The following is a 14,845-nucleotide window of genomic DNA, read 5'->3' on the forward strand; positions in this document are numbered from 1 at the left end:
CATAAAGGGGACGCATGCAGGCACTGGATAAAGCCCTGGCCCAGGTAGGGCGAGTTGTACTGGGCAAAGAAGAACAACTGAAACTGGCGCTGACCTGCATGTTGGCCAATGGCCATCTGCTGATCGAAGACCTGCCGGGCATGGGCAAAACCACTTTGGCCCATGCGCTGGCGAGGGTGTTCCAGCTGGATTACCGGCGGGTGCAGTTCACCAGCGATATGCTGCCGGCGGATATCCTGGGTGTGTCCGTATTCGACCCCAGCACCCAGCAATTTTCCCTCCGCGAAGGTCCGGTGTTCACCCAGTTGCTGCTGGCCGATGAAATCAACCGCGCCACGCCGAAAACCCAGAGCGCCTTGCTGGAAGCCATGGAAGAGCGGCAGGTCACGCTGGATGGGGTGACCCGGCCATTACCCGCGCCGTTTTTTGTGGTGGCGACCCAGAACCCGGTGGATCAGGCTGGCACTTTCGTATTGCCGGAATCCCAGCTGGACCGTTTTCTGATGCGCATTTCCCTGGGCTACCCGGCCCCGGATGTGGAGCTGGAACTGCTCGCCGGCGGCGATTTGCGCCAGCAGGTGCGCGAGTTGAAAGCGGTGATCAATGGCGAAGGGCTGATGAAGCTGGCCCAGGTAGTGGGCAAAATTCGTGTTACCCGCGAGCTGCTCGACTATGTGCAACGGCTGCTTGACGCCACGCGTTCTGATGACCGCTTTGTGGCGGGGCTGTCACCCCGTGCGGGTTTGGGGCTGTTACGTGCGGCACGGGCCTGGGCGCTGATTACGGGCCGGGACTATGTGCTGCCAGAAGACGTGCAGGCGGTCTGGGCCTCGGTGGCAGAGCATCGCCTGAGTGCCCGGCAAGGGGGCAGCGTGGCTGCCATTAGCCAATCATTGCTCCAGTCCGTGCCTGTGGTACGGCGCTAGGGCGGCATCGTGAGGCTTCCTCAAGGACCGCGCCGGCTGTACGAGCGATGGTTGGCACGCCGTCTGCCGGCGGCCAGTCAGATTGTTCTGAACCAGAAACGTATTTTTATTTTTCCTACCGGCTACGGGTTCTTCTATCTGTTAGTGGCCGCGCTACTGTTTATCGGTGGCATCAATTATGAAAACAACCTGATTCTGGCCCTGTCTTTTCTGATGGCGAGCCTGTTTCTGGTGGCCATCCTGCATACGTTCCGCAATTTATCCGCCCTGGGTCTGCGCAATGGCACGACGGAATCCGGCTTCAGTGGCGAAGAAGGGGCACTGGAAGTGGTGCTGTTTGCTGAACAGCGGGCACACCACTGTGTCTGGTTGCGTTGGCCGGGGCAGGATGCACAGCAAGTGAGTGTCATGGCCGGGGAGGAGGAGAGCCTGTGGCTGAATCTGCCGTTGGCCAGAAGGGGCAAAATCTCGGCACCACGACTGAAAGTGGAAAGCCGTTTTCCTCTTGGTTTGCTGCGTGCCTGGTCCTACGCGACGCTTGATCATTACTGTCTGGCCTGGCCGCGTCCGCAGGAAAGTGAAGATTGCCCTGCCGATGGAGGCAAGAACAACCAGCGGGCATTCAGCAGTGGCCAGCCCGGCAACGAAGAGTTTCAGGGGTTGCGCCGCTATGTGCCGGGTGATTCCTTGCGCAAGATCGATTGGAAAGGCTATGCCCGTGGTCGCGGCCTGAATACCAAGTTGTTCGAAGAGCCTGTGGGCGGGCGGCTCTGGCTACGCTGGGACAAGCTGGAAGGGTTGGGTGATGAACAACGGCTTTCCATTCTCTGTCACTGGGTGCTGGAGCTGGATCGGCAGCACCAGCCCTATGGGTTGGTGTTGCCGGGCCTGACATTGGCACCGGATACCGGTGATGTGCATCGCTGGCGCTTGCTGGATGCGCTGGCCTGTTACCCGGAGTTCTGATGGCGCGTATTTACCAGGTTCCTTCCCATACCCGGCTTTGGCTGACGCTTGCGGTAACGTTCTGTGCGCTGCCTCAGCTACTCAAAGGCCCGCTTTGGCAGGGTGGCCTGTTTGCGTTGGTGATCGCGATCCGTGCCCTGGTCAACCGCCAGCGGGTGGCGCTGCCCGGGCGTATTATCCGCAGCCTGTTGTTGATGGGGGCGGTGGCGCTCACCTTTTACAGCTTCGGCCGCCTGTACGGTCCGGAAGCGGGGGTGGCCCTGTTGGTGTCGCTGTTCGGGCTCAAGTATCTGGAAGTGGTCAGTCAGCGCGATGCCTACGTCTTGCTGGTGCTGGGCTTCTTTGTTTGTGCGACGTCGTTGCTGTTCTCGCAAAGTCCGCTGATGTTCCTCTATGTGTTGCTGTGCATGGTGCTACTCACCGCCTGCCTGGCGGGCATTAATCATAGCGATACCCGTGCCAGCGGCCTGCAGCACCTTAAACGCGCTGGCATCATCATGGCCCAGGCGGTCCCCTTGATGCTGATTTTGTTTGTGCTGGTGCCCAGAGTGGCGCCTCTGTGGAACATGCAGGTGGGCAACGGAAAAGCCCGCACCGGGATGACCGACAGCATGGCCCCCGGGCAGATCAGCGAGCTGTCAGAGTCGTCCGCACTGGCGTTCCGCGTCGTTTTTGACGGCGATATGCCGCCGCCGGCAGAGCGCTACTGGCGCGGCCTGACATTGAGCCATTTTGATGGCCGGGCCTGGCAGCAGGCCATTCCTCGCGGCATGGATGAGGCTCGTTACCTGTACGGCGGCCGTGGGCCGACCCCGGACTGGGTGGATGCGTTGACAGCCGGGCGGGGCGACGGCACCAGCTATGCCTACCAGGTTATAGTTGAACCTACACAGCGCCGCTGGCTGTTTGCCATGCCGGTACCCTTTGTCAGTGAGGGAGGCGTCAGCCTGGCCCGGGACATGCGGCTGGTGGCGAACAACCCGGTGAGCCAACGGCAGAGCTATCAGGTGGTCAGTGTACCGGCGGCAACCCGGCGACTGCCATTGGTTGCAGAAGAGAAAGCGCTGATGCTGTCGATTCCTGACGAGAGCGGCCGCCGTGCCCGTGGTCTCGCCCAGCAGTGGCGCCTTGAGAACCCGTCGGATGCGGCAGTGGTGCAGCAGGCGTTGAGGTATTTTCGCCAACAGCCTTTCCACTATACGCTGCGACCGCCCAAACTGGTGGCCGACCCCATTGACGATTTCCTGTTCCGTTCGCGCAAGGGGTTCTGCGAGCATTATGCCTCCAGCTTTACCTTCCTGATGCGCGCTGCCGGAATCCCTGCCCGGGTGGTGGTGGGCTATCAGGGAGGCGAACAGAACAGTCTGGGTTCCCACTTGCTGGTGCGTCAATACGACGCCCATGCCTGGAGTGAGGTGTGGCTTGAGGGGCAGGGCTGGGTGCGGGTGGACCCCACCGGTGCCGTGGCGCCAGAACGCGTGGAGCGAGGTTTACGAGCCGCGCTTGAAGAGCGTGATTCCGGGGGTGAGCTAAGCGGTATTCAATTTGATGGCTTTGCCGACAGCGGCCTGCTGGGCGTCATGCGTGAGTGGGCCGATTATGTGGATTTCCGCTGGCAGACCTGGGTGCTGGGCTACGACAGCCAGCTGCAGTTGTCCGTGCTGAGCAAGCTGCTGGGGCAAGTGACACCGCTGCGTGTGGCTATTACGTTGATGGTGTCTGTGGCCTTGCTGCTGGGGCTGTATGGCCTGTACCTGTTCTGGCGCAACCCAGCCCATAGTCAGTCGCCCTTGGAGAAGGAGTTCTGGCGGTTACATCAGCGTGCTCAGGCCTGCGGGCTGGCGTTGGCCCCCGGGGTAACGCCTTCGCAACTGGCCAGCACCATAGCAGAGCGCTGGCCACGAGCGGCCAGCCCGGCCCAGGATTGGGCCCGTTACTACCAGCGTGCACTGTACGATCCACGGCAAAAAACCCGTAAACAGCAAATGCGCCATTTACGTGGCCTGCGAAATCGCTTATACAAATTATTGGACTAGTGTGCTAGCCGGGAGGCGGGTACGCTGGTATGCGTTGCAATGATTGCTTGGGTTGTTATGGAGAACGACGAATGCGTGCCGCAAATTATAAGAAAGCGCTCGAACTGACAGAGCATACCCCTTGGGCCCAGCAGTTCTGGGATGACCTGGTGCCCCTCAAGAACAAGGTTGTTAACCACCCGGTATTCGCGGAAATGGCCAGCGGGCAACTGAGCCTGCCGCGTTTCCGTTGTGCGTTATTGAATTTCTACCCGCTGGTGGAAAACTTCCCCAAGTATATGGGGCTGAACCTGGCGAAAACCCGGCCTGGCCGCTTCCCGGGCCATGAGCAGGCCAAGAACTGGTTGATCGGCAACATCAAGATTGAGCAGCGCCACGCCTATTGGTACCAGGACTGGGCCATGGGTTTCGGCCTGACACTGGAAGACCTTGAGTTCGTTGAGCCTCCCGCGGCAATGGATGCGGTCAACAATTTTCTCTGGACCATGGGGCGCCAGGGCAGCCTGGAAGAAGGTATTGCTGCCACCAATCTGGCCATTGAGTGGGCCACGGGCGAGTGGAGCCAGAGTGTGGTCAAGGGTATGAAGGCGTATCAGGAAGACGGGGTCGCCACGATTAACCGTCATTCCATGGCCTGGCTGAGAGCTCATGCCTCCTATGACGACGATCACCCCCATGAGGCCATGGAGTTGGTGAAGTTGCTCTGTGTAGAGCAGGAAAGCCGTGACCGCGCCTTCAAGGCGGCCCAGCGTGGGCTGGAGTATTACATTCAGGCGCTGGATTATTGCTATCAAACGCCGGAAGCTTGAAGCCGGATGCCTGACGCTTGCGCCTGACCTTTACCGTTAGGCGTCCTGCGTCAGGCCTCGGGCGTTGCTACATATACACTTTCAGCTTGTCGCGAATCACTTTCTGGATTGCCTTGATCTCCATGGCAGACCGGTCCACCAGCTTGGATGGTTGAATGCGATGCAGGTGCAGGCAGGGAAAATCCTTGCGGAAGGCGCGCAGGTCGCCTTTGGTGATAACCGGCAGAAAGGGGACTTCCTTCGTTTCTTTTTTCATCAACGCCCACAGGCCCACTTTCAGCGGTACCGGCTTGATGACGCGCTTGCCGTACTTCAGCAGGCGCAAGGTCAGAAATAATCCTTCCTTACCGAAAAGATCGCCGGGGACGATATACATGCCGCTGGCATGCACACTGTGGTCCCCAATGCTGTTGAACGTATCGTGGTACGCGTAGGGGTTGGGTAAAATGATCATTGAACGATCATCATCATCGGGCAATGAGATGTCGTAGTTGGTATAGAGCTGCTGTACTGGTGCACTGTAAACGCACAGCGTTTCCTGGAACTGTTTGATAAAATTGACCGCCCGCTTGTGGTTGTCAAACTGGTCCAGTTTCCAGATTAGATGCTCAGGGATCCCCAAATCATTCAGCATAAATCACTATCTGACGTAGTTATTAATTATTAGCTATATGAGCAGAATATAGCATAGGTTTTGCACGTCACGAGCATTACTGCGTGATGAAAAGTGCCAGCGTGACGGTGGTCACGGCGAAACGGCGACGGACGTAACGAATGGCAACAGTTTTTCCAGTCGATCAGGCGATTAACCCGCTTTTACAGGCGTTAAAGGCGCACGGGCGTGCCATTCTCGAGGCGCCGCCGGGGGCCGGGAAGTCTACCCGTGTACCCCTGGCGCTGCTGGACAGTGAGTGGGGCCAGCGCGGGAAAATCCTGATGCTGGAACCGCGCCGCGTGGCGGCCCGCTCGGTGGCCACTTTTATGGCCTCGCAACGGGGAGAAGCCGTTGGGCAATCGGTCGGCTACCGCACCCGTACTGATACCCGAGTGAGTGCCCGGACGCGCCTGGAAGTGGTGACCGAAGGGGTACTGACCCGCATGTTGCTCAACGATCCCGAGCTCCCCGGTGTCAGCCTGGTGATTTTTGATGAATTCCATGAACGCTCTCTGAACGCCGATCTTGGCCTGGCCCTGATTCTGGAGGCGAGTGAGGTTTTTCGTCCCGATCTCGGCCTGCTGGTGATGTCCGCCACGTTGGACTGCGGCCCGCTGGAAACCCTTCTGCAGGCGCCGGTGGTGCGTAGCGAAGGGCAGAGCTACCCCGTGTCCGTTGCCTATGCGCCGGTGCCCGCCCGCCAGGACTGGCGCAACCATTGCGCGGAACAGGTGATGGGACTGATCGGCGACGCCGGGGTGATGCTGGTCTTCCTGCCCGGGCAGAGCGATATGCGTCGTGTTGCCAGTCAGCTGGATCAGCGGGGCTGTCGGGTACCGGTGGCCACGCTTCATGGTGGTTTGTCTCTGGACAAACAGCAGAGGGTGCTCGAATTGGCAGCCAATGAGCCGCAGCTGATCGTGTTGGCGACCAATGTGGCAGAAACCAGCCTGACCATCGACGGGGTAACCCACGTGGTCGATAGTGGTTTCGCCCGCGAGCCGGTCTATGATCCTGCCCGGCATCGTACTCGCTTGGTGACCCGCCGCATCAGTGAGGCCAACGCCCGGCAACGTAGCGGCCGGGCCGGGCGCCTGGGCCCAGGCCATAGCCTGCGCTTGTGGGGCGAAGCGGATGTGTTGGCGCGTTATCAATTGCCGGAAATTCAGCGTGTGGGGCTCGACCGGCTAGTGCTGGATCTGGCTCGCTGGGGTTGCCGTGATCCACAACAGATGCCATGGCTTGATGCGCCACCGCAGGCCGCCTGGGACAGTGCGGTGGAGCGCCTGCAGCGCGGTGGTGCGCTGGATCAAAGCGGGTCGCTGACGCCTCGGGGCGATGCCATTGCTCGTCTCCCTGTGGATCCATCTCTTGCCCTTCTGTTGATTGCTGCCAAAGAGATCGGGCTAGCCGAGCCGGCGGCCCGGCTTGTTGCGGTGCTCTCCGAGCGGGATATCCTTGCCGGCGAGGGCGTGGATTTACGGCGGCGCCTGGAGGCGCTGGAGAATCATCCGCAACGCTTCGCTACGGTGCTTGCCGAGGCGAAGCGTCTTAACGCCGGGAACGACCAGACACCGCAAGGCTGGCGCGATGGCATGGGTGGCTTGCTGGCGTCGGTGTTTGCGTTGCAGATAAGCCGGCGGCGCAGCGGTAGCCAGGGGCGTTACCAAATGGCCGATGGCCCGGGCCTGTTCCTGCATGACAACGATAGCCTGCAGGGAACGGAATGGTTGCTGGTCATGGACACGGATGGGCAGCCTAAAGACGCGCGCATTCGCCTCGCCTGGCCTTTGACTGATCAAGAGATTGACTCTGTTCTGGAGCAGCATGGCCGTTGGCGGGAACACATTGGTTGGGACTCAGAAAAACAGCGGGTCACCGGGCGCCGTGAACGGGTGCTGGGGAATTTGGTCCTGCAAAGCCAGCCACTGGCGTCACTGAGCAATGAACAGCAGGTAGCCGGCCTGTTGGCTGGCATCCGCAGCCTGGGGCTTGCGGTGCTTCCCTGGGAGGAGTGTTGGCGTCAGTGGCAAGCGCGTATTCTGCGCTTGTCTGCGATGCAGCCAGAGGCGGGTTGGCCGGATGTGAGTGATGCGGGGCTTCTGTCCGGGCTGGAGCAGTGGCTGGGGCCTTACCTTGCGGGGATGCGCAGCGTGGCGGATCTAAAAAAATTGCCTCTGGGGGCTGCGCTGTCTGGCCTGTTATCGATAGATCAGCAGCGCCAACTGAAGCAATGGATGCCGGAAACGGTGACCATTCCCACCGGCCGTACCGTGCATCTGGATTACACCGGTGAGCATGTGGTGCTGGCTGCCAAGTTGCAGGAACTGTTCGGTTTGCAGAGGTTGCCGATGCTAGCGGATGGTGCGCTTGCGATCACGGTTCACCTGCTCACTCCGGCGGGGCGCCCGGCAGCGATTACCGATAACCTGGCGCGGTTCTGGGCAGAGAACTATGCGGCCGTGCGCAAGGATTTACGTGGCCGTTATCCCAAGCATCCATGGCCTGAAGATCCTCTGCAGGCACAGGCTACCAGGCTGACCAAGCGCCGGTTAGGGCAGTAGGGGCTTTGATTTTTCGGGGTTTGTCGGCTTACGGCCTTCGGCCTAAGCCGACCTACTCAGTGCCGATTAGTCGCGAAGCACCCACAAAAAAGCCCGGCTGCGAAGCCGGGCTTTTTGGTTCCGTGAAACGGTCAGTCAGTCGTTATACAGACTGGGCAACCGGGATCTTCACGGTGTCTGCCACTTCCTGGTATTCGGCCATTTGGTCGAAGTTCAGGTAGCGGTAGATCTCGGAGGACATGGAGTCGATGGTGTTCGCATACTCCATGTACTCTTCCTTGCTCGGCAGCTTGCCGAGGATGGACGCCACAGACGCCAGCTCAGCCGATGCCAGGTACACATCTGCACCCTGACCCAGACGGTTCGGGAAGTTACGGGTGGAGGTGGATACCGCAGTGGACTTCGGTGCGATGCGAGCCTGGTTCCCCATGCACAGGGAGCAGCCCGGCATCTCGGTGCGTGCACCGGCGCTGCCGAAGATGTTGTAGTAGCCTTCTTCGGTGAGCTGGTGCTGATCCATCTTGGTCGGCGGAGCGATCCACAGACGGGTCGGCATGGTGCCGCTTTCCACTTTCTGCAGCAGTTTGCCGGCTGCGCGGAAGTGACCGATGTTGGTCATGCAGGAACCGATGAAGACTTCGTCGATCTTGGCGCCAGCCACGTCGGACAGGGTCTTGGCATCGTCCGGGTCGTTCGGGCAGCACAGTACCGGCTCGTTGATCTGGTCCATGTCGATTTCGATGACGGTGTGGTACTCGGCATCGGCGTCGGCACGCATCAGGCTCGGGTTGGCCAGCCACTCTTCCATGCCCTGAATACGACGCTCAATGGTACGGGCGTCGCCGTAGCCGTTGGAGATCATCCACTTGAGCATGGTGATGTTGGACTTCAGGTACTCGGTCACGCTGTCTTCGGACAGGGTGATGGTACAGCCCGCAGCGGAACGCTCGGCGGACGCGTCAGACAGCTCGAATGCCTGCTCAACGGTCAGGTCATCCAGGCCTTCAATTTCCAGTACGCGACCGGAGAAGACGTTGACCTTGCCGGCTTTGGCAACGGTCAGGTGGCCGTCTTTGATGGCCTGCATGGGGATGGCGTGTACCAGGTCACGCAGGGTGATGCCCGGCTGGCGCTTGCCCTTGAAGCGAACCAGTACGGATTCCGGCATGTCCAGCGGCATCACACCGGTGGCAGCGGCAAACGCAACCAGACCAGAGCCGGCGGGGAAGGAAATGCCCATGGGGAAACGGGTGTGGGAGTCACCACCGGTACCGACAGTGTCAGGCAGCAGCATACGGTTCAGCCAGGAGTGGATGATGCCGTCGCCCGGACGCAGGGAAACACCGCCGCGGTTCATGATGAAGTCGGGCAGGGTGTGCTGGGTTTCCACGTCAACCGGCTTGGGGTAAGCGGCGGTGTGACAGAAAGACTGCATCACCAGGTCCGCCTGGAAGCCCAGGCAAGCCAGATCTTTCAGCTCGTCACGGGTCATCGGGCCAGTGGTGTCCTGGGAACCCACGGTGGTCATCTTCGGCTCGCAGTACATGCCGGGACGAACGCCGTCCAGGCCGCAGGCTTTACCGACCATTTTCTGGGCCAGGGTGTAGCCCTTGTTGGAATCACCCGGTTGCTCCGGCTTGCGGAACAGTTCGGACGGCGCCAGACCCAGCGCTTCGCGCGCCTTGGTGGTCAGGCCGCGACCGATGATCAGGTTGATACGGCCGCCGGCGCGCACTTCGTCCAGCAGCACCTGGGAACGCAGGTCGAATTCGGCAATCACTTCGCCGTTCTTTTCTACCTTGCCAGCGAATGGGTAAACGTCGATCTGGTCACCGGTTTCCATTTTGGAAACATCACACTCGAAAGGCAGAGCGCCGGAGTCTTCCATGGTGTTGAAGAAGATGGGGGCGATCTTGCCACCGATGCACACACCGCCAGCACGCTTGTTCGGTACGAACGGGATGTCGTCACCGAAGTGCCACAGTACAGAGTTGGTAGCAGACTTACGGGAGGAACCGGTACCCACAACGTCACCTACGTAGGCAACGGGCAGACCTTTGGCTTTCAGTTCTTCCATCTGGCTCAGCGGGCCGATTTCGCCGTCTTTTTCCGGAGTAATACCTTCACGGGCATTTTTCAGCATGGCGTTGCCGTGCAGCGGGATGTCCGGGCGGCTCCAGGCGTCCTGGGCGGGGGACAGATCATCGGTGTTGGTTTCGCCGGTGACCTTGAACACGGTCAGAGACATTTTCTCTGCCAGGTCGGCGCGCTTGGTGAACCACTCACCTTCGGCCCAGGACTCGATCACTTCCTTGGCCTTGGCGTTGCCGGCTTTCATCTTGTCTTCCACGTCGTGGAAGGCATCGAAGACCAGCAGGGTGTGCTTGAGTTCATCTGCGGCGATTTCGGCCAGTTCGGCATCGTCCAGCGCTTCAACCAGAGTGGCAACGTTGTAGCCACCTTGCATGGTGCCCAGCAGTTGAACGGCACGTTTACGGTCGATCAGGGGAGAGCTGGCTTCGCCTTTAACGATCGCGGTCAGGAACGCGGCTTTAACATAAGCGGCCTGGTCCACACCCGGTGGAACGCGGTTTACGAACAGGTCCTGGATAAATTCTTCTTCGCCAGCCGGCGGGGTCTTCAGCAGTTCTACCAGGTCGGCAACCTGCTGTTCGGTCAGCGGCTTTGGCGGCACACCTTCAGCGGCGCGCTCTTCTACATGTTTGCGATAGGCTTCTAGCACAGCGTTTCCCTCATCGTCGTCTTGGCTGATTTCTTTTGGAAATCAGTCTTTTAGGGTGTTACTGGGGGTTGGAATTGCGCGCGGAGTATAGCGGAATGGGCATCAATTGTTAAGACAAACCGGGGTTACAACCATTCATGGCGTGAATACTCGTAATCACTGAAACGGTGAGGCACTGAAAACGCAGGGGCGCAGCGCTAGTAGGGCGTGTCGACCCCGGCTGGTGGGCGGCGGAAACGCTTGTAGCTCCACAGGTACTGGCTGGGGGATTCGTCGATAAGATGCTCGATGGAGCGGTTCATGGCCGTCAGAGCCTTATCCAGGTCCTCATCTGCGACGCCGGGGTCAGCCGGCCGAACCCGAATTTCGTAGCCCTGGGTGCCGGGCAGGCGGCGCGCCCAGGCCATGAAGGTGACGGCGCCTGTCTGGCGGATCAGTTTGCATGCCAGTGTCCCGGTATAGGCCGGCTGGCCATAAAAAGGGGCGTGGCGCCCGCTGCGGCGATCGGGAACCTGATCGGGCAGGATGGCGGTTAGGGCTCCTTTCTTCATGGCCCGTACCAGGCCAGCAACGCCGCGGGCGGTGGTGGGGTACATGGTGGAGCCAAAATGTTCCCGGCCGCTGAGCACCAGATCATCCACTTCCGGCAGTCCGGAGGGGGCAAACATGGCGTGCAGTCCAAATTCGGTGGCCAGCCAGAAATTGAGCACCTCCCAGCATCCCAGGTGGGGAGCCAAAATCATGATGGGTTTGCCATCCACCACGGCCTGGCGGAGCGGGGCATCACCGTCAACGGCGACCACACGCTTCAGTCCCTGGTCGGGGTGCCGCCAGAACAGGGCAATTTCAAAGGTGTTCTTGATGCTTTCCACCAGTGATTCGCGAGCCAACTTGCGCCGCTCAGGTTCAGACCGGTCCGGGTAACACAGTGACAGATTCACTTCTGATACCCGGCGAGCATCGGTGGGGAAGGCGGCGATCAACCTGCCAAGGAGGGTGGCAGCCCAGCGATTGAGTGCGAATGGCAGGCAGGCAATCAGTCGCAGTGCGGTAACGGCGGTAATGCCTTTGATGCGTTGTGTTTTCGGATTGGTTCGTCGTCCCATGGCGGGAGAGTATAAGGGGCTCAGCGCCAGGGCGCAGCATTCTTTCTCCTTCTTCTTTGAGTATCCATATGAGCAAGGGGCGTGATGTTTTGTAAGGTTTTGTGCGATTGACCTGACGCTCACAAGCCGGGGCACAGCATCGACCCGTCAGTACACATCTCCGGGAGAAATGTATGAAGTCCAGGGCAGCACAGAACAGTCCGCCAGAAGGTGGCAGCGACGCCGCTCCATCACCTTGCCAATCACAACATCGCAGTTTGAAAACCTCTACTGGCAACTTCTCAGCCACGCTGGCGCTCATGGTAAAGTCAGCCTTGCTTGCAGGGGCAGGGCTCATCCTTGCTGGCTGTGGTGGGGATGACTCAACAGAGTTTATTGACCGACCCGTCCCTGTAGTCATTGAAGAGGACCCGGTGGCTGAAGGGAAAACCGTTTTCCGCTTTGAAACCTTCGGTAACCAGCGCTTCTGGACAGACTACATGCAGCTGCCCCAGGGGATTGCCGGCGCCGGGGTTACCCCTCTGGCTGCGCTGTCGCTGGGATTGAATGTCAATGTCGAAGCGCTCAGTCCGGGCACGGCATCCGCGCTACTGGATGCGCTGGATCAGATCGAAGGGGGGGCGGATCCTGCGGATACAGTGCTGAACAACCCCCAGGTGACTCTGGCGCTCATCAATGAAGGGGCTGTTATCGGGGTGGTTCCGTTTGCGGCCGATGGTACCCGCAAGCCCCTGGGGAGTGATCCCTCCTTCAACCCGGGTGACGGACTGGACCTTGCCCGAGGTGACAAGGTGGGGGTGAGTTGTGCGCTCTGCCACGCCAGAACCGATGATTCGGTGGTGCCGGCAGGGTTTGCCGGTCCGGGTTCCGTCGGGGTGCAGGTCGATGGTGTGGTCGCCGAAGGCATTGATGTGGGTAACATTTTTGCGGCGTCCGCCAATCCGGTTGCTTACCTGCCCTTGTTACAGCTTCAGTTCGATTCATTGATGGGAGCGACGATTGGCAACGGCGACTTCGCAGGGATACCGTCTGGCGGCGATGTGGCGGCAACCAATCAGGCTGTCCGGGACTATCTGACAGGCGTGAACGAAGACACAGGCATTCGTTACTACCCGCTGACTTCCTTTGATGCGACACCGGACGGCATCGGCAATGCGACCTACGTGCCGCCCTTTTTCCGCACCGACTTGTCAGCGCCGTGGGGGCACAGTGGGTCTTTTGCCCGTCTGAATGACTTCAACAATCTGGTGTACACGGTGGCCCTTGATCCGACCAGTCTGCTCACCGAAGAAGGGCAGGCGTTTCTTAACGTACTGGCGGGGCCTGTTGGGGATGAAATCGCGGAACGCTATCAGCAAGTGCTGGAAGACTCTGGCGTGCTCTCCGAGGGGATGGCGTTGGAAGATCAGATCCCCCTGGTCAGCAGCGACACGACGGATATCACCGCGGGTGACCCGGCAGGGCCTGTAGGCCTGCGGGTCTCTGATGAGAAGCTGAATGCGCTCAAGTCCTATACCGACCAGTTGCAGGCCCCGGCGGCGCCCGAGGGTCTGGATCCCGCAAAAGTGGCAATGGGGGAGGCGATCTTCCGCAATCCACGTCCACAGGGGGCAAACTGCGCGGCTTGCCATACCCCGAACCCGGATGATCCGGTTGCCAATATCATTGTGTCGATCTCGACGCTCTATCGGGACTACGATGATGACATCCTGCCTATTATTGACCGGCCGGATCCGCTCAGCGATGTACAGACCACGCTGGCAGGCCCCACCCCGGATTATGACAACCCCCTGATTGTCCTGGATGCCAGTGTGAGGCAGCAGGAAAGAGGCTTTGCCAAGCCGCTTTTGCTGGGGCTGGCAGGTAAGGACAAGTTCCTGCATAACGGTTCTGTCACGGGAGAAAGCGCTGCCGAGGCGTTGAACAATCTGTTCAATCCGGCGCGTGGAGAGGACGAGATGGGCAATCCGATCAACTCCCCGCACGGTTTCTACTTCCCGCGTTCGGTGGCGGATGAAACGCTGCAAACCGAGGAGGGGCGTGCTGCACTGGTTGAATATCTGCTCAGCCGTACCTCTACTCCGTAACCTTTTACCCTGTAACCTGCTACCTGAAACCCACTGACACTGCGAGGCCCGATACGGGCCTCGCAGCATTCATCAGATCGTCTCTCGTGCGCTATACTCCCGATCCCTGAACGAGAGAGTCTCATGCACGATATCAGTCATATTCATGCATTCCTTCCCTGTCCGACCCCGCCAGCCTGGGTTGACTGGGCCCTTGAGCACCCGGACATTCTGCTGATTGACCATGCCCACTGCGAGAAGAAAGCGGCCAGCACGGCGATTAATCTGATGTTTCGTTATGTGGACCGCCCGGAACTACTGGATACGTTGAGCCAACTGGCCCGCGAGGAGCTGCTGCATTTTGAGCAGGTGGTACAGCTGATGCGTCAGCGTGACGTCACCTACGACCACATGACGCCGGCGCGCTATGCCAAGGGGATGCGTCAGCATATCCGCACCTCTGAGCCGGGGCGCCTGGTGGACACCATGATTGTGGGGGCGCTAATCGAGGCGCGTAGCTGTGAGCGTTTTGCCGCTCTGGCGCCCCATGTGGATGCGGAGTTGGGGCGCTATTACCGCTATTTATTGAAAAGCGAGTCGCGCCACTTTGAGGATTATCTGAAACTGGCCGAGCAATATGCCCAGGGGCCGATTACGGAACGGGTGGATTTTTTCAAGGCGGTAGAGCAGGAATTGATTGAAACACCGGATGATGAGTTCCGGTTTCATTCCGGCGTTCCAAGGCAATTAATAGTTAATAATGAATAATTAATAGTTGCGCGAGCAACGACTGTGAGCCCTTAAACGCAAGAGGCCGCGCCCATAATTTGGGCGCGGCCTCTTGCGTTTAAGGGGTGAAACATCAATCCGCGAGCTATTAATTAGGGTCTTAGGAAGCAAATCACTCAATTGGACGCTCCCTGAGCAGTTTCAGCAGCCGCTTGTAGATATCCTCTCGGCGGTTGTTGAACCTG

General features: G+C 59.6%; 10 protein-coding genes. 7 read left to right on the forward strand and 3 right to left on the reverse strand.

The genetic code is table 11. The features are described 5' to 3' along the window. Nucleotides 1-14 precede the first annotated feature (14 nt). The 4 genes from COA55_RS13375 (at nt 15) to COA55_RS13390 (ending at nt 4,737) form a co-directional block, all read left to right on the forward strand. Complete coding sequence (locus COA55_RS13375) at nt 15-926, forward strand: MoxR family ATPase (RefSeq protein ID WP_290502565.1); 912 nt, start codon at nt 15-17, stop codon at nt 924-926. A 51-nt stretch (nt 927-977) separates the two neighbouring features. Continuing rightward, entirely contained in the window at nt 978-1,892 is a 915-nt protein-coding gene (locus tag COA55_RS13380; protein WP_290502566.1) for a DUF58 domain-containing protein, read from the forward strand. Further along, nucleotides 1,892-3,928, forward strand: a complete 2,037-nt coding sequence (locus COA55_RS13385) for a DUF3488 and transglutaminase-like domain-containing protein (protein WP_290502567.1) — start codon at nt 1,892-1,894, stop codon at nt 3,926-3,928. Before COA55_RS13380 ends, COA55_RS13385 begins: the two co-directional genes overlap by 1 nt. Before the next feature lie 71 nt (nt 3,929-3,999). Beyond that, complete coding sequence (locus COA55_RS13390; protein ID WP_063518662.1) at nt 4,000-4,737, forward strand: iron-containing redox enzyme family protein; 738 nt, start codon at nt 4,000-4,002, stop codon at nt 4,735-4,737. Nucleotides 4,738-4,804: 67 nt separating this feature from the next. On the opposite strand, the gene COA55_RS13395 is transcribed toward COA55_RS13390, so the two are convergent. Beyond that, nucleotides 4,805-5,371 carry a hypothetical protein gene (locus COA55_RS13395; RefSeq protein WP_063518661.1) on the reverse strand — a complete coding sequence of 189 codons (567 nt, stop codon included), beginning with the start codon at nt 5,369-5,371 and terminating at the stop codon, nt 4,805-4,807. Nucleotides 5,372-5,511: 140 nt separating this feature from the next. Between COA55_RS13395 and hrpB the strand changes: the two genes are divergently transcribed. After that, complete coding sequence (gene hrpB, locus COA55_RS13400) at nt 5,512-7,956, forward strand: ATP-dependent helicase HrpB (RefSeq protein WP_290502568.1); 2,445 nt, start codon at nt 5,512-5,514, stop codon at nt 7,954-7,956. Nucleotides 7,957-8,098: 142 nt separating this feature from the next. Here hrpB and acnB read toward each other — a convergent pair whose 3' ends face one another. Continuing rightward, complete coding sequence (gene acnB / locus COA55_RS13405; protein WP_290502569.1) at nt 8,099-10,699, reverse strand: bifunctional aconitate hydratase 2/2-methylisocitrate dehydratase; 2,601 nt, start codon at nt 10,697-10,699, stop codon at nt 8,099-8,101. Nucleotides 10,700-10,896: 197 nt separating this feature from the next. Then, nucleotides 10,897-11,805, reverse strand: coding sequence for a lysophospholipid acyltransferase family protein (locus COA55_RS13410; RefSeq protein WP_290502570.1), 909 nt, complete (start codon nt 11,803-11,805; stop codon nt 10,897-10,899). A gap of 413 nt (nt 11,806-12,218) precedes the next feature. Between COA55_RS13410 and COA55_RS13415 the strand changes: the two genes are divergently transcribed. Both COA55_RS13415 and COA55_RS13420 read left to right on the forward strand, forming a co-directional pair. Continuing rightward, nucleotides 12,219-13,892, forward strand: a complete 1,674-nt coding sequence (locus COA55_RS13415; RefSeq protein ID WP_290502571.1) for a cytochrome c — start codon at nt 12,219-12,221, stop codon at nt 13,890-13,892. A 123-nt stretch (nt 13,893-14,015) separates the two neighbouring features. Further along, on the forward strand, nt 14,016-14,639 hold the full coding sequence (locus COA55_RS13420) for a tRNA-(ms[2]io[6]A)-hydroxylase (RefSeq protein WP_290502572.1): 624 nt from the start codon (nt 14,016-14,018) through the stop codon (nt 14,637-14,639). The last annotated feature ends 206 nt before the right edge of the window (nt 14,640-14,845 follow it).

Source organism: Alcanivorax sp., assembly GCF_002733835.1.
In the GTDB taxonomy this organism is placed as follows: Bacteria; Pseudomonadota; Gammaproteobacteria; order Pseudomonadales; family Alcanivoracaceae; genus Alcanivorax.